Annotated in this window: 19 protein-coding genes and 3 rRNA genes; 14 read left to right on the top strand and 8 right to left on the bottom strand. The window is 57.6% G+C overall.

Going from position 1 to position 26553, the window contains the following annotated elements; genetic code table 11:
* Window positions 1-185: 185 nt before the first annotated feature.
* From dnaB to trxA, 4 genes are all read left to right on the top strand, one after another.
* A complete protein-coding gene (gene dnaB / locus CLAC_RS11970; protein ID WP_425388825.1) occupies window positions 186-1637 on the top strand; it encodes a replicative DNA helicase in 1452 nt (483 codons plus the stop codon).
* Between the two features lie 133 nt (window positions 1638-1770).
* Window positions 1771-2955: an acyltransferase family protein gene (locus CLAC_RS11965; RefSeq protein ID WP_053413451.1), complete on the top strand. Its 1185-nt coding sequence runs from the start codon at window positions 1771-1773 to the stop codon at window positions 2953-2955.
* Window positions 2956-3005: 50 nt separating this feature from the next.
* The gene (locus CLAC_RS11960) at window positions 3006-3854 is read left to right on the top strand and encodes a fumarylacetoacetate hydrolase family protein (protein WP_053413104.1); all 849 of its coding nucleotides are present in this window, start codon (window positions 3006-3008) and stop codon (window positions 3852-3854) included.
* Between the two features lie 211 nt (window positions 3855-4065).
* Window positions 4066-4446 carry a thioredoxin gene (gene trxA / locus CLAC_RS11955; RefSeq protein WP_053413103.1) on the top strand — a complete coding sequence of 127 codons (381 nt, stop codon included), beginning with the start codon at window positions 4066-4068 and terminating at the stop codon, window positions 4444-4446.
* An 89-nt stretch (window positions 4447-4535) separates the two neighbouring features.
* On the opposite strand, the gene CLAC_RS11950 is transcribed toward trxA, so the two are convergent.
* Window positions 4536-5654, bottom strand: coding sequence for a serine hydrolase (locus CLAC_RS11950; RefSeq protein ID WP_169750348.1), 1119 nt, complete (start codon window positions 5652-5654; stop codon window positions 4536-4538).
* Window positions 5655-5914: 260 nt separating this feature from the next.
* Between CLAC_RS11950 and CLAC_RS11940 the strand changes: the two genes are divergently transcribed.
* Window positions 5915-6742 carry a PspA/IM30 family protein gene (locus tag CLAC_RS11940; protein ID WP_053413100.1) on the top strand — a complete coding sequence of 276 codons (828 nt, stop codon included), beginning with the start codon at window positions 5915-5917 and terminating at the stop codon, window positions 6740-6742.
* A 154-nt stretch (window positions 6743-6896) separates the two neighbouring features.
* On the opposite strand, the gene CLAC_RS11935 is transcribed toward CLAC_RS11940, so the two are convergent.
* A complete protein-coding gene (locus tag CLAC_RS11935) occupies window positions 6897-8483 on the bottom strand; it encodes an NYN domain-containing protein (RefSeq protein ID WP_053413099.1) in 1587 nt (528 codons plus the stop codon).
* Window positions 8484-8708: 225 nt separating this feature from the next.
* On the opposite strand from CLAC_RS11935, the gene CLAC_RS11930 reads away from it, so the two are divergent.
* Together CLAC_RS11930 and CLAC_RS11925 are read left to right on the top strand one after the other, a co-directional pair.
* Window positions 8709-9977 (top strand): MFS transporter, encoded by a 1269-nt coding sequence (locus CLAC_RS11930; RefSeq protein WP_053413098.1) that lies wholly within the window; start codon window positions 8709-8711, stop codon window positions 9975-9977.
* 673 nt (window positions 9978-10650) lie between these two features.
* Window positions 10651-12168, top strand: a 16S ribosomal RNA gene (locus CLAC_RS11925).
* A gap of 9 nt (window positions 12169-12177) precedes the next feature.
* Here the strand turns inward: CLAC_RS11925 and CLAC_RS12770 are convergent.
* Window positions 12178-12492: a hypothetical protein gene (locus CLAC_RS12770; protein WP_156324857.1), complete on the bottom strand. Its 315-nt coding sequence runs from the start codon at window positions 12490-12492 to the stop codon at window positions 12178-12180.
* Between the two features lie 62 nt (window positions 12493-12554).
* On the opposite strand from CLAC_RS12770, the gene CLAC_RS11915 reads away from it, so the two are divergent.
* The 4 genes from CLAC_RS11915 (at window position 12555) to CLAC_RS11900 (ending at window position 17326) form a co-directional block, all read left to right on the top strand.
* Window positions 12555-15642 (top strand): 23S ribosomal RNA (locus CLAC_RS11915).
* Between the two features lie 93 nt (window positions 15643-15735).
* Window positions 15736-15852 (top strand): 5S ribosomal RNA (rrf, locus tag CLAC_RS11910).
* Together the 16S, 23S and 5S rRNA genes form the textbook arrangement of a ribosomal RNA operon.
* Window positions 15853-16022: 170 nt before the next feature.
* Window positions 16023-16787, top strand: a complete 765-nt coding sequence (locus CLAC_RS11905; RefSeq protein WP_082313430.1) for an SDR family NAD(P)-dependent oxidoreductase — start codon at window positions 16023-16025, stop codon at window positions 16785-16787.
* Window positions 16788-16882: 95 nt separating this feature from the next.
* Window positions 16883-17326 (top strand): DUF2871 domain-containing protein, encoded by a 444-nt coding sequence (locus CLAC_RS11900; protein ID WP_053413095.1) that lies wholly within the window; start codon window positions 16883-16885, stop codon window positions 17324-17326.
* 84 nt (window positions 17327-17410) lie between these two features.
* Here the strand turns inward: CLAC_RS11900 and CLAC_RS11895 are convergent, their stop codons facing one another.
* Genes CLAC_RS11895 through CLAC_RS11885 form a run of 3 tightly spaced genes read right to left on the bottom strand, consistent with a single transcriptional unit; the run spans window position 17411 to window position 21952 of the window.
* Entirely contained in the window at window positions 17411-20107 is a 2697-nt protein-coding gene (locus CLAC_RS11895; protein ID WP_245621896.1) for an ABC transporter permease, read from the bottom strand.
* A gap of 41 nt (window positions 20108-20148) precedes the next feature.
* Window positions 20149-20928 carry an ABC transporter ATP-binding protein gene (locus CLAC_RS11890; protein ID WP_053413450.1) on the bottom strand — a complete coding sequence of 260 codons (780 nt, stop codon included), beginning with the start codon at window positions 20926-20928 and terminating at the stop codon, window positions 20149-20151.
* Window positions 20929-20938: 10 nt separating this feature from the next.
* A complete protein-coding gene (locus tag CLAC_RS11885) occupies window positions 20939-21952 on the bottom strand; it encodes a pseudouridine synthase (RefSeq protein WP_053413094.1) in 1014 nt (337 codons plus the stop codon).
* 194 nt (window positions 21953-22146) lie between these two features.
* Between CLAC_RS11885 and CLAC_RS11880 the strand changes: the two genes are divergently transcribed.
* From CLAC_RS11880 to CLAC_RS11870, 3 genes are all read left to right on the top strand, one after another.
* Window positions 22147-23040, top strand: coding sequence for a universal stress protein (locus tag CLAC_RS11880; protein WP_053413093.1), 894 nt, complete (start codon window positions 22147-22149; stop codon window positions 23038-23040).
* Between the two features lie 271 nt (window positions 23041-23311).
* Window positions 23312-23605 (top strand): GlsB/YeaQ/YmgE family stress response membrane protein, encoded by a 294-nt coding sequence (locus CLAC_RS11875; RefSeq protein WP_053413092.1) that lies wholly within the window; start codon window positions 23312-23314, stop codon window positions 23603-23605.
* Window positions 23606-23878: 273 nt separating this feature from the next.
* On the top strand, window positions 23879-24502 hold the full coding sequence (locus CLAC_RS11870) for a TetR/AcrR family transcriptional regulator (protein ID WP_053413091.1): 624 nt from the start codon (window positions 23879-23881) through the stop codon (window positions 24500-24502).
* A 70-nt stretch (window positions 24503-24572) separates the two neighbouring features.
* On the opposite strand, the gene yidC is transcribed toward CLAC_RS11870, so the two are convergent.
* Together yidC and CLAC_RS11860 are read right to left on the bottom strand one after the other, a co-directional pair.
* A complete protein-coding gene (gene yidC / locus CLAC_RS11865) occupies window positions 24573-25922 on the bottom strand; it encodes a membrane protein insertase YidC (RefSeq protein WP_053413090.1) in 1350 nt (449 codons plus the stop codon).
* A 39-nt stretch (window positions 25923-25961) separates the two neighbouring features.
* Window positions 25962-26312, bottom strand: a complete 351-nt coding sequence (locus CLAC_RS11860; protein ID WP_053413089.1) for a histone-like nucleoid-structuring protein Lsr2 — start codon at window positions 26310-26312, stop codon at window positions 25962-25964.
* Window positions 26313-26553 lie beyond the last annotated feature (241 nt).

Raw genomic sequence — 26553 nt, 5'->3', positions numbered from 1 at the left:
CATAGTAGTTAGTCGAGAGTAAGTGAGCGTGGGCTCGACCGGGCGAGAGCCGGTCGGGGCAGCGGGGAGGAAGGGTAACAGTGAGTCAGGCCTTTAGTAGCGGTGCGTCCGACGCCGAGTACTCAGGAGGAAATGGCGCTTCGTCTCATTCAGCGGAGGCTTCTTTTGACGATTCTTTCGATGACATTCCTCTTCCGGAGGAGCCGCCGCTAGAGCCGGGCCCTCCGGAGGAATATAGGTCGGAGCGTTCTGGTAGCTGGGACCGGGATCGCAAGCGCGGTTCGCGCGCATCTGTGGCCTCCGGTGCGACGTTCGAGCGCACACCACCCCACAACATTGATGCGGAGCAGAGTGTGCTCGGTGCGATGTTGCTGAACTCTGAGGTTGTCGCCGATGTCTACGAGCAGCTGACACCGGAGGATTTCTACCGTCCGGCCCACCAGGCTATCTATTCCGCGATCCTGCACCTGTATGGCGAATCCTCAGAGATCGACCCGATCCTCCTGGCCGGCCGTCTGGATCGAACTGGTGATCTCGACCGGGTTGGTGGTCCGCTGTATCTGCACACGCTCACCTCCCGCGTGCCGACGGCCGCGAACGCCCAGTTCTACGCGCGCATCGTGGCGGAAAAGGCCACAATCCGGCGCCTCGTCGAGGCCGGCACGAAGATTGCACAGATCGGCTACGCAGGCGCCGAGGATGTGGAGCCTGAGACCCTCGTGGACGAGGCGCAGCAGCTGATTTTCAGTGTTGGGCGCGAGAACACCAAGAACGATTACGTGCCAATCGCCGAGGTCCTGGACAATACCCTCGAGGAGATCGATCTGATTAGCCAGAATGGTGGTCTGGCGCAGGGCGTTCCTACGGGCATCACCAACCTGGACAAGCTGACCAACGGCCTGCACGCCGGGCAGATGATTATCATTGCCGCCCGTCCCGGTGTGGGTAAATCGACGCTGGCGATGGACTTCATGCGTTCGGCTTCGATTAAGCATGGTCAGACCAGCGCGATTTTCTCCCTGGAAATGTCGCGAAACGAAATCATGATGCGCATCATGTCGGCGGAGGCGAAGATCAATATGGCGTCGCTGCGTTCCGGCGATTTGGACGAGCGCGACTGGGGCCGTTTGGTTGAGGTCGGCGACCGCATCCGTGACGCGCCTCTGTTTATTGATGATTCGCCGAACCTCACCATGATGGAGATTCGCGCTAAGGCGCGTCAGCTGAAGCAGAAGCACGACCTAAAGCTCATTGTGGTCGACTACCTGCAGCTGATGAGCTCGGGTAAAAAAGTCGAATCGCGACAGCAAGAGGTCTCGGAATTCTCGCGTCAGCTGAAGCTGTTGGCTAAGGAGCTCGAGGTGCCGTTGATCGCTATCTCGCAGCTAAACCGTGGCCCGGAGTCCCGTAATGACAAGAAGCCACAGGTCGCTGACCTCCGTGAGTCGGGGTCGCTGGAGCAGGACGCCGATATCGTCATGCTGATTTATCGCCCGGACTCCCAGGAGGCGGAGCACGAGCGTGCGGGTGAGGCCGACATCATCGTCGCGAAGCATCGTGGTGGTCCGACGGGCAGTATCGCGGTAGCGCACCAGCTGCACTTTTCCCGGTTCGCCAACATCGCGAAGGAAGCCTAAAGGCTCACGGTGTGAGCGCTGCCTAGTAAACTTCTCGAATGTACTGTATTTAAATCGGAGAGTCTGGTGCCCTGCAGCCCTATGGGTGCCAGATTTCGGGACTTGAAGAAAGCGGGGTTGAAAGACCATGCCCATGGCTGCAAACCCCGCCAGTAATTCTTCGGGAAAAGCGGAAGCCTCCGTCGCGACCTCCGCGCTGGCGCCGACCTCCAAGCAGCGCTCTAAAGGGCCCCGCGGTAGTAAACAGCGTGTCGGCTGGGTCGATGCCGCCAAGGGGCTGTGCATTTTGCTGGTTGTTCTCGGCCACGCAATCACCGAGCTGCAGGCGCACGGTTATTACACGGCTAGCTGGGAGCAGTTCAACTTCTTCCTCGGACCAATCCGCATGCCCCTCTTTTTCCTTCTCTCCGGGTTGTTTGCCGGTAAGGCGCTGTCGGAGTCGTGGCACAAGTTGGCCAATCGTCGCATCTGGGTGATGGTCTACCTGTATGTTCTGTGGGTGCCGCTGCGCGATTTTGTGCTCTTCCTAATGCCTTACACTCACGTCGAGGCCGACGGAATAGTTTACCCACCGTCCATCATGGACACTTCGTCCTGGCAGCCGCGTATCTACAACACGCTGCACGCGATAGTGGAGCCCACCTCATACCTGTGGTTCTTGTGGGCGCTGGCCATGTTCGCGGTGTTCACCCGAGCTTTCCGACGCGTCCATCCGGCAGTACAGCTGCTAGCGGCGGGACTTCTCAGTGGTTTTGCGCCTTTTGAGCCAGTCAGCTGGTCGTGGGATTTCATCACGAAGATGCTGTTTTTCTACCTGTTGGGTATGCACGGTGCGCCGTGGCTATTCAGCATGGTGCAGCGTCGGAACATCCTCTTCCTCGGTGTCACTATGGCTGCCTTCCTGTCGGGGGCACTGTGGGTTCAGTTCACGTACCCGAGCTTCAATGATGGAAATGTCGGCTTCATGCGGCTCTATCTGTCTACGGTTGGCGCTTTAGCGGCGGTGAATCTGATGGCTCTGCTCCAGGGCACCCGTTTGGTGGCGCCCTTTGAAAAGGTGGGTGGACGGACGCTGCCCATCTTCCTGATGCATATCCCCATGCTGGTATTGGTCATGATCGTCTTCGACTTGATCTTGCCGTCGGATCCGCAACTGGTCATCATGACGCCGTTGGTGACTATCATCGCCGCGATTCTTTGCCTGGGGTTGCATAAGCTTCTTCTGGCGGCGGGAGCCAAGTGGCTCTTTGTCCGGCCTGCGTGGGTTGTCCGCCTGACCACCCCGGGACAGAGGGTCTTTCAGCGCAGCGCGCAGTGAGCGGTAGATTGTGTTTAGTCCCAAACGATGATGAGGAAATGAGTATCTCAATGCGTCTTGCAACCTTGCGGCATCAGGGTGGAACCCGCGCAGCCGTTCTCGGTGACGGCTCGGCTGTCCTGTTTCCAGATTCGTGTCTTGGGGACATTCTGGAACGTCCGACGTGGCGTCGTGAAGCGCAGGAGCTACTCGAGGGGGCGGCGGAGAACCCAGACAACGTTGTCGCGGAGTCCGCGTGGGCTTTCGCGCCGCTGATTACCCGCCCGGGCAAGATTGTCTGCGTGGGGCTGAACTACGCGGCGCATATCGAGGAGATGGGGCATGAGCGCCCCGAGGTTCCCACGCTATTTGCGAAGTTTGCGGATGCGGTGGCTGGCGCCAAGGACGATATTCGAGTTCCTCGCGATGGCGCGGCGAAGCTGGACTACGAAGGAGAGCTGGCTGTCATCGTAGGCTCGACGTGCCTGCAGGTCGACGAATCTGAGGCGGGAAAGGCCATCGCCGGGTACGCGATTATGAACGACTTCACCCAGCGAGACCGCCAATACGCGACGGAGCAGTGGCTTCAGGGAAAGACGTTGCAGCGCGCGTCGGCTTTCGGCCCTTGGATGCTGACTGCAGAGCAATTCGATTCGAGCGTGGCGCGCGTGCGCACGTGGGTTGACGGCGAGCTCCGGCAGGATGCGCCAATCGCGGACTTGGTCTTCTCACCGGCGGCATTGGTGTCCTATATTTCGCAGTTCGTCCAGCTAAACCCGGGTGATGTAATTTCCACGGGAACGCCAGCAGGTGTTGGCCACGGCATGAATCCGCCCGTCTACCTGCAGGACGGGCAGGAAATCACTATCGAAATTGAGGGGCTCGGCAGGCAACGGAACACTATCCGAGTAAACCGCTAGAGAACCAGTGCAGTCGGCGCTGCCAGCGCTATTGGCGCGGGGAAGTCCTTTAAAGGGGCCGTCCGAAGCAATCCCACAAGGGGGCTAGGACTCTTGGCGGAATGTTTTTCAGCTCCCGGGCGTTGAAGGGAAACAAGTGGCGCGAATCCGAGTGACGTTTTCATGGATTCGTAGCCAGAGACAGTGAAATTATTTTTAAGGGGCATTACTCATGGCAACTATCGACGTTACGAACGACACTTTTGCGGACACCATCCAGAAGGGCAATATCGTTCTGGTCGATGCTTGGGCTTCCTGGTGCGGACCGTGCCGTCAGTTCGCGCCGATCTTCGAGAAGAACTCGGAGAAGCACCCGGAGGTTACCTACGCCAAGCTTGACACGGACGCGAACCAGGAGATTTCGGCTGCACTCGGTATCCAGTCGATTCCGACCCTGTTCGTATTCCGCGAGGGAATCCTCCTGTTCCAGCACTCCGGCGTACTGCCGGAGACCGCTCTGGATGAGCTGGTTCAGCAGGCATCCGCGCTGGATATGGACGATGTCCGTCGTCAGATTGCTGAGCAGGCAGCGCAGGACGGCCAGGAGGACTAGTCCGGGTGTGAGGGGATTACCCTGAAATAGCCGGGGCAGGGTCGCAACGATGTTGCGCCTGCCCCGGCTTCCTGTTTCTCCGTATTGGACTATTCGGAGGTTTGCTTGCGGACAATCCAGCCGAGTAGGAATCCGACAATCGCTGCGAGAATTGCCCAAATCGCCGGGTTGGTCTTCGAGCTATTCGACGATGACGAGATGATTGGTTGGTTGCGCACCGTGGAATCGTCCTCCGTGGAGGCCTCGCCGTCGGGGAAGATCTCGGTGACTGCCTTGGTCAGGTCCTCCGCTTCGATGTAGGAACCCAGGACTGCAATGACGTAACGGTCATCGTCGCCAAAGAATCCCGCGGTCGTGCGTATTTCGGGATCAAACCAGCCGGACTTATTGGCAACCATCTCTTTGGGAAGGGCCTCTTTGAGCCCAATGTTCTGGTCCGCGTCGCCGTAGGAATAACGCGGCAGGGAGTACATGAGTTGCCGGAGGTAGCGAGTCTCTACGTCGGAAAGCCCACCCTTCTCGGAGAGCATGCCGTTAAAGTAGGCGACCATGTCGGCGGCTGAGCTCTGGGTCATGCCCCAGTCGGGGTTCGCCTGGGTGGCTTCGGAGAGTCCGTAGCGCTCCTTGATGTTTTCGACAATGGCAGTGCCGCCGTACCCGGACCATAGAAGGTCGGTGGCCTCGTTGTCGGAATAGCGAATCATATCGTCGCGGGCCATCGCGTCCTGATTGCCGTCGACGGGCATGTCTCCCGAGCCAGCCTCGATGTCCTTGCCCTTTGGGCGCGTGTAGTTGGTGTACGCGACGACGTCCGCAACGAACATCTTCGACAGACTAGCCAGTTCGAAGGAATCGTTGCAGTGGGAGTTACACAGGAATTCGCCCGTCTTCCTGTCCAAAATGCCAATCCCGATTTTGCTGCGTCCCGATTCAAGCTCTTCGGTTACGGCATCCATGCGTTCCTGGACGCTCTGGCCCCATTCGGACTTTGCCTCTGGCTTCAGCGTGGAAGTCGCCGTAGCGGAAGTCTTGGCGGAAGAGGATTCAGCGGTGGTGGAGTTTGTGGTCTCCTCTTTCTTTTCCTCCTTCTTCCCCTTCTCAGCATTTTCCTTCTTTGCCGAAGGTTTTTCCGAGGAGGTCGAGGAGCGCGAGGAGGAGCTGGGCTTCGCCGGAGTAGACGTCGCCTGCGCCTGTGCGTCCTCTGCCAAGGAAGGTCCGATCGCAGGAGCTGACACAGTGAGGGAAGCCGCGGCGATGCACAGGGCTACGCCTCGGCGGGAAATTGCGTGTCGAACGCTGCCAAACCTTGAGTCTGAAGGGGGATGGGCCATGGATAAAGACTTTACAACGCTTGCTGCTGAAGTGTTGCAGTCGAGGGAATTTTTGGTTTTACGTACAATTTTCAAGCAGAAGGTCGATGTGTATCCGATACGTCGCCGAATTTTCGTCGGAAAGGGTCGAATGCGAGATGGCTAATCCTTTTGCTAAAGGCTGGAAGTACATGATGTCTTCTTTCGATAAGAAGATTGATGATAATGCTGACCCGAAGGTTCAGATCGCCCAGGCAGCAGAGGCCGAGCGCAAGCGCCATAACGAGATTCAGCGGCAGGCCGCTGCGGTAATCGGAAATCGTAACCAGCTGGAGATGCAGCTGGGGCGACTGAACAAGGAGCGCGAGAAGCTGACGGTGAATACTCGCCAGGCGCTTCAGCAGGCGGATGCCGCCCGCGCATCGGGCGATGAGGCGACTGCGCAGAAGATGGAGAACACCGCTGAAGTGTTCGCCTCTCAGTTGGTCAGCATCGAAAATGAGCTTGAGCAGACCACGCAGCTGCACGCGCAGGCGGTTTCGGCGGCGGAAGAGGCCCAGAAGCAGGCGCAGCAGTCGCAGGTCCGCTACGAGCAGATGAAGACCGAGATCCGCGAGCTCGAGTCTCAGGCTGACCAGGCGAAAATGCAGGAGACGACCTCGAATACGCTGCAGGGCATGCAGGGAATCACGGATAATCCGAACGTCCCGACCCTCGACTCGGTCCGCGAGAAGATCGAGAGTCGCTACGCTAATGCTCTCGGCGCGCAGGAGCTCGCGGCTTCGTCCCACCAGGGTCGTATGGCTGAGATTGAGGCTTCGGGGGCAGATGCCCGCGCGGATATGCGCCTGGCTGAGATCCGCGCGCAGATGAGCAAGGAAAACGCCGCCCTGGAGTCCGGCAAGCACGAGGCCGAGGAGGTCCCGGCCGAGCTGGAGCCAGGTGAAGGGGAAGGAAAGGGAGCCAAGGGTACCGAAGGCGCCTAAAGCGAAGACGGTACTTTAGCGCACAGTGCGGGCAGCGCTCACAGCGCAGACAACCGCAGACAAAAGCCCGGAGGCCACTGGGGGGCGCAATCCCTCGTGACCTCCGGGCTCACCTGCGTGGCCGCGCCCGGCCGGGCGAACCTAGCCGAAGCCTTTAGTCCAGGTTGTTGTTTTTCCTGGCCAGAAGCACCCCGCGGATACCCGCGTGGAAACCGTCGCGCAGGTTCACGCGCTGCGTCTCGGTCAGCGTGTACTCGTGCAGAGTCTCGCAGGCGAACTGCAGCAGTGGCCTGTCGATGTCCGCCGGGAGTCCTCCTCCGGAGAGCAAGTGCGCGGTATCGCGTGCCTGCTCCGTGGCGATGTTCTCGTACCACCAGTTCGCGTACTGCTGGCCGACATCGAATGGGGTCTGGAAACCCGCCGATGCCCACACCTCGTTCGGCAGAGGCACGTAGCGGCTGCGCAGTTTCCTACGCGGCGCCATCATAGAGGGGTTCGGGCGAGGCGAAGGCTTCGGTGCCGAAGCCGGTGCCGCGTCGCCTTCTTTCTCCTCCGCCGTGGCCGCGCTGTTGTTTTCATCCGGGGCAGCTTTGCTCGTCACGCCGGGCTGTCCGCCCTGCTCACCCTGTTCGCTTGCCGACGCCTCCCGCGCCCCCGACTGCTCACTCTGCCCAGGAGCTGTCGTTGCGGGGCTTACCGTGGACTCGGGTGCGGAGGGCTTGGCGACGCCGCCATTTCTATCACCGGCCGAGTTTCTCTCGACCTCAGCGCGGTGTTCTGCCTGCGCCGGAATTTCTCGGGCGCCCATCTTCGCGGCGTGCTCCACCTCGTGGAACTTCGGCGAGTCCGCCTTCGCGGTCGGCGTGGCTGCGGCGAGGTCGCGGCGGTAGCACTCGGCATCGACGTGTCCCGGCTCGGCCGGGATAACACGTTCGTCGCGCGGCAGGACGTCGTAGCCACTTTCCGAATTGTTCTCGGGGGTGCCAGCTGCGCCGGGGGGCGCGGGCGTAGCTTGCGGAGCGGCGGCGTCGGCGACCGAGGCGCCGTCGGCAGGGGAAGGAGAGGTGCTGTCCTCTTCTTTGTCCTCGCCGGGCGGGGTGATTCGGGTGTCCGGAATCTTTGTGGCGCCGAGGTCCTCGATGGGCTCGGCGTCTCCCAGGGGCTTATTCGGGCGAACAACCGGCGGGATGGGGCCTTCGAGGACGTTTAGCTGCATTGCGTCAGCGAAGTCCTCGCGCGGGTCGAGGATCGTGGTGGTGTCACAGGCGTGGCGGAGCGCGCCCGACATGGAATCCCAGCCGAATCCGTAGAGGTGAACTCGCGCGCCGGCGGCAGCGGCTTCGGCAACACCCGGCAGCATGTCGGCATCTCCGGAGACGAGCACGATATCGGAGACCTGGTGTCGCAGACCTGCGACAACCATGTCGGCGACAAGGCGGGTATCAACTGCCTTTTGGGTACGGCGATCTCCCCATTCAATGAGCTGACCTGCGCGAAGCTGGACGCCATCGATGGTGCGGAGGGAGCGCTGGTAGCGGTGTGGCCCGGACTCCGGGATGCCGTCGTACCAGAGCTGTCGCTGAACCGGCTGGTTCAGCTGCTGGGAAATCATGCGGTCTAGGACTGTAACTACTTCTCTAAGGTCAATTTCTAATTGCCCGCGGGCTCCGGTTTCCCACGAGTTGTAAAAGCTCGCCAAAAGGTAAGACGTATCGACGAACACCAGTGTGCGTTCAAGCATGGCTCCTAATTTCCGTTTCTTTGTAACTAAATAAGCATTTCGGTACATCTCCAAGGATGCCCGAATAATTTATTGTAAGCCCTGAAGATGAGGAATTTCAGAGACTATCCTTAATGAACCGAACCCCGCCGCCGTGTTTCGGGGTCGTTTTTTCCGTCGTCAGGCAGGCTTTGGTGGGGACGTGGGAGAGTCTCGCGATGTGGTGGTCAGGAGTCGGTAGGGGAAATGAGGCGTTGGTTCGGGGCACTGGTGGCTGTGACCGTGCTGGGGCAGGCGGTTTTCAACGGCGGTCGTGTCCTGCTGTCGTGGCGAGTGCTCGACTTTGGGGGTGACGCCGCCACGATTGGCTGGTTCACCGCTGCGTTTTCGCTTGTCCCGCTCCTCATCGCGATGCCCGCCGGCCGACTTGTCGATTCGAGTCGAGCCCCCGAGGTTATGCAGTCTGGCCTTATTTCCACCGTGGTCGCGTCGGCGGTGATGGCACTTTCCACGAACCTGCCGGTGCTGCTAATCGGCTATACCGCCTTGGGTTTTGCCCATATGACTACGCTGATTGCTGCCCAGGGGATGGTGTCGCACCTGCGTGGCAGCGTCGCGGGCCTCGATAGTCTCTTCGCCTACTTCACGCTGGGCATTTCCGTGGGGCAATTCCTGGGGATAGTCGTGGCCGGCCTGCTGACTGCTCAGTCCGATGCCGCATCCGTCTCCACCACCGCCGCTCTGTGGGGGATGGCCGCCGTCGGCGCGGTCGCCCTTTTCTGCGGTTGGCCTATCGCTCGCGCTTATCGACGATTCGAAGCTGCCGCAGCGGCATCGCGCGAAGATGGGGCCGTGGTTGGGAGCGCGGCGGTTAAGGATGCGGTGGTTAAGGATGCGGTGGTTAAGGATGCGGTGGTTAAGGAGGCCGCGAATGAGAAGACCGCACAGAAAGCGGCGGTGCGGAGCATTTTGTCTCGCGCGGGTATGCCTGCCGCAATGTCCGTTTCTATAGCGGTAATTGTGGCTATCGACCTGCTTACCGCTTATGTGCCTGTGCTTGGTAGAGAGATCGGTTTGTCAGTGGGGGAGGTGACGGCGATTTTGAGTGCCCGAAGTGGCATGGCGGTACTGTCCCGTGCGGCGATGCCCACCGTCTTGCGACGCTTGGATAGGGATCGAGTTCTTTTAGCGTCCGTCGCGTTGGGGGTCGTGCCGCTTTTGCTGATGCCGTGGCTAACTGAAACGTGGATGTTGGTCGTAGCGACCGGCATCTGTGGGCTGGCGTGGGGTTTTGTAATGCCAATGTCGATGACATGGGTAAGCACCCTTATTGAATCAGGCGCGCGAGCTCAGGCTCTGTCGGTCCGGCTTATGGGCAATCGGTTGGCGCAGGTGTTGTTGCCGCCGGTTGCGGGAGTGGGCGCGACGTTAGTTGGGACGTCGAGCATTTTCGTTGGTGCAGGGGTGTTGATGGGGTTGGCATCTGTTGCTGCCTGGTCGGGTACGCGCCGGTAGTGGGTGTGTGGCTTGTTGTGGGGTAACGTTGTTTGTGTGTGTTGGCCTGGGGTTTTGTGTTTGTTGGTGGGGTGTGTGTAATGTATTCGGAGTCAGCGCGACCGGGGGTTGCCACTGAGGGTGGTGTTCTGGTTGGTGTTGGTGTGGGGGAAGCATTCCTTTTTGTTCATTGATTGTTCACTGAGTGTTTGTTTGGTGTTCGGTTGGTGGGTGTGGTATTGTTTCTTCCTGCTGCTCACGGCGGCCTGCTCTTGGTGGGTGTGGTTGGTTGTGGGTGTGTGTTGTTTGAGAACTCAATAGTGTGCCGATGTACTTACTTTTTATTTTTTGGTGATGATCATCGTGTGCTTTTTGGTGCGCTGCGTTTGTTGGTGGGGTGCCTCCGGGCCTGTTGTGGGTTCGTGAGTGCTTCTGCTGATGGTGGTTGTGCTGATGGTAGGCGTTGGTTGTTTACTGTTGGTGTTTGATCATTGTTTAGTGGTTGAATAACTGTTTTTGGTGTCATCGTAGTTTTTCCTCGTCGGTTGATGCGGTGATGCTGTTTTTTCTAGATCATTTTTGCCAGAGGTCATCATGGTGCTGCGCGTTTGTGTGTGGTGGTGTGGTGGTTTTTGTTTGTTCTAGTTTTTTGTCAGGTTTTTGGGCCTTTCTTTGTTCTTCTTATTTGAAGGTTTTTATGGAGGGTTTGATCCTGGCTCAGGACGAACGCTGGCGGCGTGCTTAACACATGCAAGTCGAACGGTAAGGCTCCAGCTTGCTGGGGTACACGAGTGGCGAACGGGTGAGTAACACGTGGGTGACCTGCCCTGCACTTCGGGATAAGCCTGGGAAACTGGGTCTAATACCGGATAGGACCACATTGTAGGGGTGTGGTGGAAAGTTTTTTCGGTGTGGGATGGGCCCGCGGCCTATCAGCTTGTTGGTGGGGTAATGGCCTACCAAGGCGTCGACGGGTAGCCGGCCTGAGAGGGTGGACGGCCACATTGGGACTGAGACACGGCCCAGACTCCTACGGGAGGCAGCAGTGGGGAATATTGCACAATGGGCGAAAGCCTGATGCAGCGACGCCGCGTGGGGGATGACGGCCTTCGGGTTGTAAACTCCTTTCACCATCGACGAAGGGTTTCTGACGGTAGATGGAGAAGAAGCACCGGCTAACTACGTGCCAGCAGCCGCGGTAATACGTAGGGTGCGAGCGTTGTCCGGAATTACTGGGCGTAAAGAGCTCGTAGGTGGTTTGTCGCGTCGTCTGTGAAATTCCGGGGCTTAACTCCGGGCGTGCAGGCGATACGGGCATAACTTGAGTACTGTAGGGGAGACTGGAATTCCTGGTGTAGCGGTGAAATGCGCAGATATCAGGAGGAACACCGGTGGCGAAGGCGGGTCTCTGGGCAGTAACTGACGCTGAGGAGCGAAAGCATGGGGAGCGAACAGGATTAGATACCCTGGTAGTCCATGCCGTAAACGGTGGGCGCTAGGTGTGGGTTTCCTTCCACGGGATCCGTGCCGTAGCTAACGCATTAAGCGCCCCGCCTGGGGAGTACGGCCGCAAGGCTAAAACTCAAAGGAATTGACGGGGGCCCGCACAAGCGGCGGAGCATGTGGATTAATTCGATGCAACGCGAAGAACCTTACCTGGGCTTGACATATACAGGATCGCCGCAGAGATGTGGTTTCCCTTGTGGCTTGTATACAGGTGGTGCATGGTTGTCGTCAGCTCGTGTCGTGAGATGTTGGGTTAAGTCCCGCAACGAGCGCAACCCTTGTCTTATGTTGCCAGCACGTTGTGGTGGGGACTCGTAAGAGACTGCCGGGGTCAACTCGGAGGAAGGTGGGGATGACGTCAAATCATCATGCCCCTTATGTCCAGGGCTTCACACATGCTACAATGGTCGGTACAGTGGGTTGCGAGCCTGTGAGGGTGAGCTAATCCCTTAAAGCCGGTCTCAGTTCGGATCGGGGTCTGCAACTCGACCCCGTGAAGTCGGAGTCGCTAGTAATCGCAGATCAGCAATGCTGCGGTGAATACGTTCCCGGGCCTTGTACACACCGCCCGTCACGTCATGAAAGTCGGTAACACCCGAAGCCAGTGGCCTAACTTTTGAGGGAGCTGTCGAAGGTGGGATTGGCGATTGGGACGAAGTCGTAACAAGGTAGCCGTACCGGAAGGTGCGGCTGGATCACCTCCTTTCTAAGGAGTTTATTTTTCTGTAGTCACTTTTTGCATCGTGTTGGTGTGGGTGGCTGTTTTTTGTTTTTGAGGGTGGATACATCCTGCTGCAGGGCGCCGGTGGTTGGTGTTCTGGCGTGGTTGGTGATTGTCACTGTTGTAGAAGGTTTGTGTGTTGGTGCGCTGTTGGGTGTCTGGGATGGCACTGTGTGCATGCTGCTGCTGCTGTTGTTGTGGTGGTGTGTGGGTTTGTCCCGTGTGGCTATGCTGGCCCTGCTGAGTGGTTTTGTCTTGGTGGTGGTTGGTGTGGGTGTTGTGTGAGAACTGGATAGTGGACGCGAGCATCTTGTTTTTCTGTAAGTTCGAGTAAAACAGTTTTTTGATTGTTTGATTTGTTCTTAGTTATTTGTGTTGTGTTGTAAGGGCGCATGGTGGATGCCTTGGCATAGTAGGCCGATGAAGGACGTGAGAGGCTGCGATAGGCCTCGGGGAGCTGCCAACTGAGCGTTGATCCGAGGGTGTCCGAATGGGGAAACCTGGCCGTTGTTATGAGCGGTCGCTGCCAGATGAATTCATAGTCTGGTTGGTGGTTACGCGGGGAAGTGAAACATCTCAGTACCCGTAGGAAGAGAAAACAATTGTGATTCCGTTAGTAGTGGCGAACGAACGTGGATGAGGCTAAACCGCGTCACGTGTGATACCTGGCAGGGGTTGCGTGTGTGGTGTTGTGGGGATGCAATGTGTGGGGTCTGCCAGCCTTGCGCCGCGTTATCAGGGGATAGTTGAAGTGGATTGGAATGTCCTGCCGTAGACGGTGAGAGCCCGGTAGATGAAATCTTTCTGGTGTGTGGTTGTTGTGTTTCCCGAGTAGCAGCGGGCTCGTGGAATCTGCTGTGAATCTGCCGGGACCACCCGGTAAGCCTAAATACCTGCTATGACCGATAGTGGATAGTACCGTGAGGGAATGGTGAAAAGTACCCCGGGAGGGGAGTGAAATAGTACCTGAAACCATGTGCTTACAATCCGTCAGAGCCTTTTTTTGGGGTGATGGCGTGCCTTTTGAAGAATGAGCCTGCGAGTCAGCGGCATGTCGCGAGGTTAACCCGTGTTGTGGGGTAGTCGTAGCGAAAGCGAATACTAACTAGTGTGTTTTTTAGTGGCATGTCCTGGACCCGAAGCGGGGTGATCTACCCATGGCCAGTGTGAAGCAGAGGTAAGACTCTGTGGAGGCGCGAACCCACTTAGGTTGAAAACTGAGGGGATGAGCTGTGGGTAGGGGTGAAAGGCCAATCAAACTCCGTGATAGCTGGTTCTCCCCGAAATGCATTTAGGTGCAGCGTCGTGTGTTTCCTCCTGGAGGTAGAGCTACTGGTTGGTTTAGCGGGACTATCATCTTAGCGACATCAGCCAAACTCCGAATGCTGGGTAGGTCAGAGCGCGGCAGTGAGACTGCGGGGGATAAGCTTCGTAGTCGAGAGGGAAACAGCCCAGATCGCCGGCTAAGGCCCCTAAGGGTGTGCTAAGTGGAAAAGGATGTGGGATCGCGAAGACAACCAGGAGGTTGGCTTAGAAGCAGCCATCCTTGAAAGAGTGCGTAATAGCTCACTGGTCGAGTGGTTCTGCGCCGACAATGTAGTGGGGCTCAAGTACACCGCCGAAGCCGCGGCAATCAACGTTTTGTTGGTTGGGTAGGGGAGCGTCGCGTAGTTGCTGTGAAGCGTGCGGGTAACCGTCATGTGGAGTGTGCGCGAGTGAGAATGCAGGCATGAGTAGCGAATGAGGAGTGGAAAACTCCTCCGCCGAATGACTAAGGGTTCCTGGGCCAGGTTAATCCTCCCAGGGTGAGTCGGGACCTAAGGCGAGGCCGACAGGCGTAGTCGATGGACAACGGGTTGATATTCCCGTACCCGTTTTTTCGCGCCCATGGTGAATCAGTGATACTAACCCACCTGATCATGCGCTGTTACCTTCCTTCGGGTTGGTTGGTGTGTGTGATGCTGGGGACCTGATCTGGTAGTAGCCAAGTGATGGGGTGACGCAGGAAGGTAGCCGTGCCACGTGATGGTTGTCGTGGTGTAAGCGTGTGGCCCGTGGGATAGGTAAATCCGTTCCACATGATGGGTGAGGCGTGATGCGTACCCGGTTTGCGGGGAAGTTGGTGATCCTATGCTGTCGAGAAAAGCCTCTAGCGATGTGAATTGACGGCCCGTACCCTAAACCGACACAGGTGGTCAGGTAGAGAATACTAAGGCGATCGGGATAACTGTGGTTAAGGAACTCGGCAAAATGCCCCCGTAACTTCGGGAGAAGGGGGGCCACTGCTGGTGAACGACGTAGTAGAGCTGGTGGTGGCCGCAGAGAATAGAGGGAAGCGACTGTTTACTAAAAACACAGGTCCGTGCGAAGACGATAAGTCGATGTATACGGACTGACGCCTGCCCGGTGCTGGAAGGTTAAGAGGACCTGTTAGATACTTTTGGTGTCGAAGCGGAGAATTTAAGCCCCAGTAAACGGCGGTGGTAACTATAACCATCCTAAGGTAGCGAAATTCCTTGTCGGGTAAGTTCCGACCTGCACGAATGGCGTAACGACTTCCCTGCTGTCTCAACCACAGACCCGGCGAAATTGCAGTACGAGTAAAGATGCTCGTTACGCGCGGCAGGACGAAAAGACCCCGGGACCTTCACTATAGCTTGGTATTGGTGTTTGGTTCGGTTTGTGTAGGATAGGTGGGAGACTGTGAAACTATCACGCCAGTGGTGGTGGAGTCGTTGTTGAAATACCACTCTGATCGTATTGAGCATCTAACCTTGGCCCATGATCTGGGTTGGGGACAGTGCCTGGTGGGTAGTTTAACTGGGGCGGTTGCCTCCCAAAGAGTAACGGAGGCGCCCAAAGGTTCCCTCAGCCTGGTTGGCAATCAGGTGTTGAGTGTAAGTGCACAAGGGAGCTTGACTGTGAGACTGACAGGTCGAGCAGGTAGGAAACTAGGGACTAGTGATCCGGCACCGGCTTGTGGAAGCGGTGTCGCTCAACGGATAAAAGGTACCCCGGGGATAACAGGCTGATCTTCCCCAAGAGTCCATATCGACGGGATGGTTTGGCACCTCGATGTCGGCTCGTCGCATCCTGGGGCTGGAGTAGGTCCCAAGGGTTGGGCTGTTCGCCCATTAAAGCGGCACGCGAGCTGGGTTTAGAACGTCGTGAGACAGTTCGGTCTCTATCCGCCGCGCGCGTAGAAACTTGAGGAAGGCTGTCCCTAGTACGAGAGGACCGGGATGGACGTACCTCTGGTGTGCCAGTTGTCCCGCCTGGGGCATGGCTGGTTGGCTACGTACGGAAGGGATAACCGCTGAAAGCATCTAAGCGGGAAGCCTGTTCCAAGATTAGGTTTCTTTTGAGGCCCCCTAGAGATGATGGGGTTGATAGGCCGGATCTGGAAGCACAGTAATGTGTGGAGGTGACCGGTACTAATTGGCCGAACGTCAACACAAAAAGTTGGTTAAATCAACAGTTTTGCTCGCGTCTATTGTTCAGTGTCTGGCATGACACCGCCTACCCAGTGTGGTGGGGGTTGGCCAGTTTTTTGTCGGTGGTGTTAGCGGTGGGGTCACGCCCGGTCCCATTCCGAACCCGGAAGCTAAGTCCACCTGCGCCGATGGTACTGCACTCGGGAGGGTGTGGGAGAGTAGGTCGCTGCCGGCATTGTTTTTGTTTGGGGCGTGGTGCTCATTCCTGTGTGGGGTGGGTGCTGCGCCCCCCTTTTTTCATACCCGTCTTTTCAAAGACCGTTATATACAAACGGAAAAGTGCAGTTATTCCCGCAATTTTTGGCTGCAGTAATAACCCATGTTTAAACCGGTAGCGTTATTATTATGCGAATTGGTATCGTAACCGGAGGCTCGAAGGGCATTGGTAAATGCCTTACTCGAGCATTAGTGCAACATGGGCCCGACTTGGATGAGTTATGGGTTGTCTCGCGTAGTCCGCTACAGGTGGATTTAAATATTTGCGGAGGCATTCCAATCAGGCAAATTCGCCTAGATATTTCTGGCCCGGACTCGCAAACGGAGTTTACCGCGCTGCTGCACGAATCCGGCGCAACTGTGGCCTTTCTCATCGCCAATGCCGGCGTAGCAGAGGCGTTCAAGGTCTCTGACTCCGTTAACGATCTTCGTTTTTTCGCCGCTACTCGTTCCATGGTATCGACCAATATCTGGGGAACCGTCAGTATCGTGTACGCATCCCTTCCTTTCATGGGCGCGCAATCCAAAATTCTCATTATTGGTTCTATATCTGCATTAGTGCCGACTCCAGGACTTAGCGTTTATACATCCACTAAAGCGTTTCTCCGGCACTGGGCTTTCGCACTTCGTGAGGAACTTCGGCCACGCGGCATTTCGGTAACTATTGCTCACCCTGCAAAGGTAAGGACCGAGGCGGTGGAGGGCGTCGTAAAGCAAACGGGGTCAATCAAACTAAGGCTGATGCCATCGCAGTCGAGTGGCTATTTCGCAAGGCGTGGGGTCAGGGCGGCGATGAATGGAAAGGCCGAGGTCACGCCTGGTGCCTACGGGCTTTTTGCGGTGTTAGCCAAGTGCCTTCCGGCAGCGTGGAAGGCTCGTTTGGTTCGTCTCTAGATTGATTATCCGCACCTGACCCGGTGCAACTTTTGATTGACTACAGGTTGGGACAGAACTGTTTAAAGCCCAGAACTCTGGGTAGGCTCCTGGGTATGCGCAAACTATTTACCGCGGCTGCGGTCTACCTTGGTCTTGGTCTTATTGCTGGTGTATTCAATCGCGAATTCTCGCGGGCTTTGGACTTTACTGGTTCCACTCAGTTGAGTACGCTTCACACACATTTGCTTGTGCTTGGCACTTTCTTCTTCCTCATCGCCCTTGCCCTGGATAAGGTATTCGGGTTCAGCGCGAATAAAGGTTTCGGAGGGTGGTTCATTTTGCACAATGTCGGCCTTGTGTGGACTACCGGTTTCATGGCGGCGAACGGTTCGGTCACTATGCTCTCCGGCCCGGAAGCGTGGGGTCCGATGTTCTCCGGTATTGCCGGTCTCGGACATATCATCCTGACCGTCAGCTTCGTATGGTTCTTTGTGCTGCTTAACAAGTCTGTTAAGCGCAGTGAGCGTACCCGCGCCGCTGCAGGCGCACAGGCATAGCGCCTAAAATCCTCACTCCAGAGGCAAAGGCCCGGCCCCGAGATGTTCTTTAGGGGCCGGGCCTTTTTCCGTGTGCGTTTCTAGTCATCTGCGATGGCGGCCAATGGTGGCGTAGCAGCAGCCCGGTGGCCAGGGGCGACCGCAGCAACGATGCCTACAATCGCTGAACCGACGAGCATGGCCACGATCTGCCCCCACGGAACCACGATTGAATCCAGACCCTCCTTCTCCCTCGGCGGCCGCAAGCTCACACGCCTGCCACGGAACCACGATTGAATCCAGACCCTCCTTCTCCAGAACTGTGAGAAGGGCCCACCCGAGCCCCAGGCCGAGTCCAACACCGATGACCGCGCCGAAAATTGAAATTTGCAATGACTCCAACCGGATCATTCGACGGATGGCTCCCCGCTGCAGTCCCACCGCCCGCAGCATGCCAATCTCCTGCCGTCGCTCGACGACAGAGAGTGCCAGCGTATTGATGATTCCCAGAATCGAAGTTATGACAGCCAGCGCGAGCAGCGCATAGACGATTCCCAGCATGACATCGATTGAAGCGTTTGCAACGCCCGCATACTCCTTAGCGGTCATGACTTGTACGATAAGGAAGTCCGACACGGCGTCGCTGATAGGGCCGCGCATCGCCTCAATGCCACTCTCGTCGGTGGCCGCAACATCGACATACAACTGCATTGGAATGAGCTTGCTGGCCTCGGCACCCACAGCTTTCACTGCCCCGGATGAGACGACGATGGCTTGGCCGGGGTCAGCGGTATCGGCGAAAATGCCGGTGACCTTCATTGGCCACATGCCCCCTTGCCCGAGCAAAACCACCTCGGTGCCGACACGCCAGCCGCGTCGCTGGGCAGTAGATTGGTTGACTGCTACCTCGGAGCCGGGTTCGTTCAGCGCGATGGATCCCGAAACTGCAGTCGTGGTATACCACTTGCCGATGTCGCCGTCGAAAAACGTAGCGTTTCCCCGACCAGGTCCAAATGATGCATCGTCGTCGTTCATGGCGTCGGCAAGCTGGGGGATCTCCTGTTGAGAGGCGATCATAAAACCGCCGAGAGACAGCGTAGCGGTGTCAGTGACACCGTCGACCTCTGCGACTTTCTCCGCCACTCCGCGAGGGAGGGCCGCATGGGCCGTGAGAGGCGGGGAGAGGACATAATCTGCGGCTAGGTTGGTCTCGGACCACTCGCTGACCGCGGCTTTCATAGACGAGCCCAGCATTCCGATGCACGCCACCAGCGCAAGCCCCAGGGTCAGCGCGAACGATGTCGTTGCGGTGCGTCGTGGATTCCTCCGTGAGTTCGTCGCCGCCAGCTTGCCGACGGCCCCGAAGGGAGCGCCCAAAATACGTCCTAGGGCCCCTACCAGCGGAATTGATAGAGCAGGGCCGGCCAACCAGACGGCGGCAATCGCGGCCACGGCGCCGATGCCGACGAGTATCGCACGCGGGGTCGTCTCCGCCGAGTGCCACTGAACTGCCCACATGATCGTGGCGAGTGCCGCAGAAGCCAGGATTGCACCGGCCCAGGTGCGCTTGCCGAGTTGCGGGTCGGTGGTCTGATCCCCCGAGCGCATTGCTTCTACGGGGGGAACAGCGCCGGCTCTGGAAGCGGGCGCCCAAGCTGCGAGAATCGTGATAATTACGCCTACGACCATCGGAACCACGATGGCTGAAGTGGTAAGGCTCAGTCCTGATCCAGGCATGTCGATGCCAAAGGCGCTCATCGCCAAATAGAGCAGTTCACTGATGCCGAAGCCTGCGAGGACACCGAGGGCGGAGCCAACGATGCCGACAATAAGAGCTTCGAACAGGACGGAGCGCGAGAGCTGCCTGCGCGAGGCGCCGAGGGCCCTGAGCAGTGCGAACTCCTTGGTCCGCTGGGCGACCAGCATGGAGAAGGTATTGGAGATGATGAAGGTGCCGACGAGGAGGCCGATCAGCCCGAATGACACCAAGAAGTAGTTGACGAAGCTCAGGGCAGTGGAGATGCGTTCGGATGCTTTGTCCGCAAGATCCTCACCGAATTCGACCTTTAAATCTGGGAATTGCTTGGCGACGGCATCTCGTAGAGCAGTGGCGGAATCACCCGTGACATCTTCGCTGCCTTCCGCTGCCAACGTCACCATCTGCACGTTTTGCCCATTCGTGTAGATGTCGCGCCACTGTTCTTCGGTGAAAAATACGCTGAGCCATCCGGTTTCGTCACCGGAGGTTTCAGCGATGCCGACCACATGCACCGTCGCCTGGTTAAACCCTGTGACGATTTTCATCTCGTCGCCGACGTGAAGGTTTCCGAGAGTGGCCGTCGAATTATTGATAACGACCTCACCGGGCGCCCTGGGGGCGGAACCCTGCTTGATGGTGACGGTGTGGTTGACCGACTTCTCCGGTGGATAGTACGGAAGCCCCATCGACGGGACGCCGTTGGTCTGGATAGGCTTGCCGTCTGAACCGGTTGCCGTGATGCTGCTGGTCGGTTCGCCGATGTTGAGAGCGCGGACCCCGGGAAAATCAGCGAGCTGTTTTTCGACATCCCTATTCAGCGCGGTGGGATTCTTCGCCGGGGCGGTTACAACGACATCGATCCCGTCGAATGCTGTGGAAACTGCCCCCTTGAAGGCCTTGTCCAGAGAGGCCGTAAAAACGAAAGCTCCCGAGATGAAAGCGGTGCCCAGCACCACGGACAAGACAGTCAGCGCAAGGCGCAACTTGTGCGCCGCGGTGGACCTCCAGGCGACTTTACGAAGAGCTGCGTGCGACGTAGCCATGGTGAAACTTCTATCTCCTACCTGCCTAAATTCCGCTGCGCCTAAAGATTTTCAATGTCGGCCATGCGAGATAGGATCGCCGCCGGGGTAGGATTGCGCAGCTCGTCGACAATCTTCCCGTCGGCAAGGAAAACCACACGGTCAGCGTAGGAAGCGGCGGTCGCATCATGGGTGACAATCACAACCGTTTGGCCAATATCGTCGACTGCGGACCGCAAAATGGTGAGAACCTCCCTGGATGCGTTCGAATCCAGGTTTCCGGTCGGCTCGTCTCCAAAGATGATTTCCGGGCGACTGACCATCGCCCGGGCACAGGCTACGCGCTGCTGCTGCCCACCGGAAAGCTCGGCAGGCCGGTGGGACAGGCGATCAGCGAGTCCCAGCCGAGTAGTGACCTCCTTGAACCACTTGCGGTCGACCTTCTTCCCCGCGATATCAACGGGAAGAGTGATGTTTTCCGCTGCCGTGAGAGTCGGTACCAAATTGAATGACTGGAATACGAAACCCAGTCGGTCACGGCGCAGCGCCGTAATCTGAGAATCGGACAGACCGGACAGCTCCGTATCCCCAATGTAGGTGCGCCCCGCCGTCGCCGAGTCCAAACCAGCCATGCAATGCATCAGCGTCGACTTTCCGGAACCGGAAGGGCCCATGATCGCGGTGAACTCGCCCTTCGCAAAGGAAATATTCACCGCATCCAGCGCCACCACCGCCGCATCACCGGAACCATAGCGCTTTGTAAGCCGCGCCGAATGCGCCGCTACTGGGGCCGTAGCCACAGTGCGACGGCGGGGATGGGCCTTGGGGCCGGAATCAGACATGGTGGACAACTCATTTCCTATTGACATATAGGTGCATACTAAGCGGATTGAACACGCTGCGCCGGGACTTGAAAGTGCGATCCGCCCCCGTAAAAGGATCGGTGAAACTCATCTCGGAGCACAGCAGATGGAGGGGAGCCGCGGTATCCTCTGCCTCCTCGGGGAGGAGTGACGGGTAGACCTGGTCTCCGAGGATGGGAAAGCCCAGCTCGCAAAGATGTAGCCGGAGCTGATGCGTCCGTCCGGTTATGGGCCGCAGCTGCCACAGTGCAACCTTGGCGAACGTTGCAGCAATACCTTCTGCGCCAGGGGGGATGTCGGCAAGCGAAATGGACTCGACGAGCGTGTGTGCGTTTGGTTCCCCCTCTAGGGTGTACGCCTGCAGCTCACCGGCGATCTTGCGCTGCCGGGTGCGGACAGTAAGCGGTGCCTCCGGGAGAGAATCGCCGGGAGTAAGCGCGCGGGGTGAGGTCAGCGCATGGTAGCGTTTCGTCACCCCATTCGAGGCGAAAAGCCCCTGGTAGGCACCGCGTACCTCCTTGCGCTTCGTGAAGATCAAAAGCCCGGAGGTCATGCGATCGAGCCGGTGCGCCGGCACCAGATCCGGGCTGTCCAACTCACGCCGCAGCCGCACCACCGCAGTCTCAGTAATATGCCTGCCGCGGGGCATCGTGGCCAGGAAAGAAGGCTTATCGACGACCACTAGGTTTTCATCCTCAAAGACAATCGGCATCGGACCTGCGATTGTCACTTCAGGAGCAGGGGTACGGTAGAACCACATTTCCGCGCCGGGCTTCAGCATGTCATCCGGGGAGTAGGGCTGGGAGTTGGCGCGGACGACCAGGCCCTGCTCAAAACGACGCGCAATCGCTACTTCATCGTCCTCCGGATGGCGGCGATTTTGCCCGGTCACAGTATCAAAAAGAAGATCCCATGCCCGAGTCGGAGCATCGCCCCGACGGCCCGGGGCAGCGATGCGGGAGGGGTTGAGCCCATCGCGAATAGGCAGTGGTTGACGGCGCATAAATTGACTTTAACAAGTACACCGGATCGGGAATCGGGTTGTGAACCGGGGGAGTGTTTTCTCACGGCGAAACGGACAAGATTGGCACCTTTGCTCCCTGTTGAGGAACACATGTTGGGGGTAGGGTGGAGGGTGAAACAACAAACGTGTTTGGCTCTCCTTTTTTGCAGAGGGCCTAATCCAAGGAGGCGACAATGCCAAGGCAGAACATCATAGTCTGCGCCATCGACGGTTCGGAAGCTTCGAAGACTGCTGTTAAGTGGGCTGCAAATACCGCAGTCAAGCGTGGTGAGCCGCTGCGCCTGGTCAGCAGCTACTCCATGCCACAGTTCCTCTACGCGGAGGGCATGGTTCCTCCCCAGGAGCTCTACGATGACCTCGAGGCCGAGACGCTAGAGAAGATTAATGAGGCCAAGGAGATTGCGCTTGCTTTCGCACCGAGCGTTGATGTCTCCCACCAGATTGAAGAGGGCAGCCCGATTGACATGCTGCTCGATCTTTCCGAGCAGGCGACCATGGTTGTCATGGGCTCCCGTGGTCTCGGCGGTCTCTCCGGCATGGTTATGGGCTCGGTCTCCGCGGCTGTCGTCTCGCACGCATCCTGCCCAGTTGTTGTCGTCCGTGAGGACAACCTGGTTACGGAGGAGACCAAGTATGGTCCGGTAGTCATCGGTGTTGACGGCTCCGATGTTTCGGAGAAGGCCACTGAGTACGCATTCCGCGAGGCTGATGCCCGTGGCGCTGAGCTGATTGCCGTCCACACCTGGATGGACATGCAGGTTCAGGCCTCGCTTGCCGGCCTGTCCGCCGCTCAGAATAAGTGGCAGGTCGTGGAGGATGAGCAGAAGGCGCTCCTCGGCCATCGACTGGCTAAGTACTCCGAGAAGTACCCGGATGTTCAGGTTAAGAAGGTTGTTACCCGTGACCGTCCTGTCCGCGCAATCTCCGACGCATCGGAGGGCGCTCAGCTGCTCGTCGTTGGTTCTCACGGTCGCGGCGGCTTCAAGGGCATGCTTCTTGGCTCCACGTCGCGCGCTCTGCTGCAGGCAGCTCCGTGTCCGATGATGGTGGTTCGCCCGGAGTCCTAGAAACCGTTATCGAATATTTATAAGTCGAACATTGCCGGTTACCGCACTGCAGGTGGCCGGTTTTGTTATATACAAAATAATGGCCAGGGTCTGCATAAATGGCGGTTATTATGCGCGTTTTGAGAAGTTAATTCCACTTTTACAACGTGGCGTAGGTGGGGGAAGACGGGTCGAATTTTTGGGATTGGGGCCGAGGTCAACTGGTCTATTCTTTGATAGAGCCTATAATGGAGTTCTATACGAAAGATTTTCTTAGGAAAGGAACTTTAAAATGAACGAGCTTCTTCTCGCAGCATCCTCCGCCCCGAGCCTTGGCTTCATCGGCTGGATCATCATCGGTGGCCTCGCCGGTTGGATTGGCTCCAAGATTATGGGAACTGATGCTCAGATGGGCGTTGTGCTGAACATTATCGTCGGCGTTATTGGCGGCTTCCTCGGTGGCTGGCTACTCACCCTGGTCGGTTTCGATGTTGCTGGCGGTGGCCTGATCTTCAGCTTCATCACCTGCCTGATTGGTGCCGTGATTCTTCTCGGCATCGTCGGCCTGGTTACGAAGCGCCGCTAAAGGCAGCTAGCTTTTCCGGGCTGGAAGGACTTCCGGCCCAGGCAGCAAGCGTCCCGCATGGAATGAGAATTTCCATGCGGGATTTTGCGTCTCTACGGCGTTTTCTACCGCGGTAGCCACCACCCCGCCCGGCGCTGGCCCGAAACTCGACGCAAATTTCACAGGTGGGGCTTTGGGTAGGGCTGGAATGCACGCGCTAAGCTAGGCTTGTATCAACTAAGACCGACTGGTTTGTTTGTGCGGTTTGATTCTGAGAGGACACGAGGTACTGCCGTGGCGGAAGCGACAACGAGCAAGGGCGCAAAGAGCGGCCGTGCTACCTCGCGTCGTCGGAATCGGCCGAGCCCGCGTGAGCGCTTGTTGTCGTCGGCGACGTCTCTGTTCACTACGGAGGGCATTCGTGTCGTCGGTATTGACCGCATCCTGCGCGAGGCCGATGTAGCCAAGGCGAGTCTCTATTCGCTTTTCGGCTCCAAAGACAAGCTCGTAATCGCCTACCTAGAGGAACTTGACCGGAAATGGCGTGAGGCTTGGGAGCAGCGCACCTCCACGCTGGACACCCCAGCGGAGAAGATTCTTGCTTTCTTCGATCAGTGCATCGCTGAGCAGCCGGCGATTGATTTCCGCGGCTCGCACTTTCAGAACGCAGCGAGTGAGTACCCGCGCCCTGAAACCGAGTCGGAGCAAGAAATTCGCGAGACCGCAGCGGCCCACCGCACCTGGATGTGGCAGCAGCTGCATACCCTGCTCGGGGAAAATAGCTGTACGATGCCATCTGCACACGCCAACATGCTGATGCTCTATCTCGACGGTGGCCTGGCTGGGGCTAAAATGTCGAAGGACCTGACGCCGCTGCAGATGGCTCGCGATCTTGCCCGTGATCTTGTCACTAGCTAGTCCCCGCTAGCGAACCTCCCCAGCTAACCGTCAACAGTCTGCCTCGCCAGCGTATTAGACGCCGAGAGCCCTAGTCCCGGAAGCGCTTCCACTTCGACGGCTCTGTACCCGTCACTTTGCGGATTTTATTCCTGGCCCCCTTGCCAGCTTGTTGCGCCAGCATCATCGTAATCAGAAGAGGCTTCGGGGTGGCTTGCACCCGCTTCTGCTTCTTCAGCGCTTCCTCTCGTGCCCTTTGGGCGCCTGGCATCGAGGGCACATGGCCGTCGTGAAGCGGAACATTGCCGCTTAGCGAGGGGAAGCTATCCTGTGCGGCAGGCCGCATCTGCCCAATCACCCAGCGAGCCTGCGCAATCTTCAATGCTCGAGCGTGTTCTTGGGTTTTCTTCGCTTGCCGACGCTTCTCCACGGCGTCCTTCTTAGCCCTGTATTCGGCCTGTAGCCTACTTGTCTGTTTAGGGGCGATAATCGCCGCGAGCCTAGCCTTGCGTTTGGCAATTTTTAGGGCGCGATTTTCTGTGGCAACCGTATTGTGCTCGGCTTTCTGGCTATTCTGCAGTGCTATAAACTTCGGCGAAAGCGGATATTTTGCTTCAATGTAGCGGGTGAGGAGAAAATTCTGGGCCAGAGTCCAGAAGTTATTGCACACCCAATAGGCAATGAGAGCTACTGCAGTGGGGCCGACGAAGCCGAAAAAGAGAATCGACATGGGGGCGATAACAATCATTGCCCTGAGGAACCGGTTCAGTAACAGCGTGACCTTATTCGAATAATCGAGTGTGCGGCCGAGGCGTTTAGCCGAAATTCTCAGATTCAGGGCGGTAAAAATAGCCGCGGCGAAAATGGCAGGGGCACAAAATCCGAAAAGGAAGTCGTAACTAATGCCCAGTGCCTCGAAGCGGTCCGGGCGCATATTTAGATACGCCGGGAGGGGACGCCCGAAAAGCGTGGCGTGGAGGAATTGGGACACTTCCTCCTGGGATAAGAAGCCGACACCGAAACGGGCCGGCTGCCCAGGCGCGGCGGCGGAGCCCAGCATTTGCCGCAGCATGCTGACCAGGCCCATGAATACGGGAATCTGGATGAATGAGGGAACGAGCAGGGCTGTGGTGCTGAGCCCGTGCTCCTTCCGAATGCTAGAGCTGGCGAAACTGGCGTAGGCGGGTGCCTTGGGGTCGAGGTTGCGCGAATAGTAATTGCGGACCGCGAGGAGTTTTGGCCTCAGATTTGCGGACTTCCGGTTGGAGACAAACTGCTGAATCGCGAAATACACAATCGCAGAGCGAATTGTCACCACCAAGAGGAAGATCGAGACCGTCCACGAAAGGGAGGCCGGCAATTGCAGCACTGATGAAAGGAGCAGGTGCCAGACCTTCAGTACGAAGGAGACCAGATAGACCAAAGGCTCGAAGAGGACCAATTGAGATCTGACTCCTTCTAACTGTCGCTAACTAGCGGTTTAGGCGTTTTCGTATGCCTCGATAATAGCCTTGGGCAGCGCACCGCGATCAGCGACTTCAAAGCCCTGTTCACGGGCCCAAATGCGGATCTTGCGGTTACGATCGCGAGACTGTGCCGCATTCGGATTGGAAGCGCCCTTACGACGAGGAGCCGTGACTGTTTCGTGGTCGATGGTTGCCTTACTCAGGTATGGCTCCAGGACCTCTTCGAATTTCTCGGCATTATCTTGAGAAAGGTCGAGTACATAGTTCTTTCCACGGAAGGAAAAGCGAACGACTCGGTGGTTCTTTTCCTCCAATGGAGTTCCATCGAGGTCATCGATGTATTGAATCAATTCGCGGCGTGCCATAGTAGCTCCTGAATCTTTCGACAATGAATATATTGATTTATATTCGCGTATGTAAAGCCATGCAAAACAATAGCATTGACAGCAGATTAACTGTTACATGGGTGGGAATGCTAGTGAGTGATTGATATTAATTGCATTATATGCGACATTTTTCTTGCCTGTCCAAAATGAAATAGAGTCGTATTTTGGCATCGGGAATAGTTGTGGGGGATACAAAAAGGGTTCACGCAGATACTAGCGT

Source organism: Corynebacterium lactis RW2-5 (assembly GCF_001274895.1).
Taxonomy (GTDB): Bacteria; Actinomycetota; Actinomycetes; order Mycobacteriales; family Mycobacteriaceae; genus Corynebacterium; species Corynebacterium lactis.
This window is presented reverse-complemented; position numbering and strand designations above follow the sequence as displayed.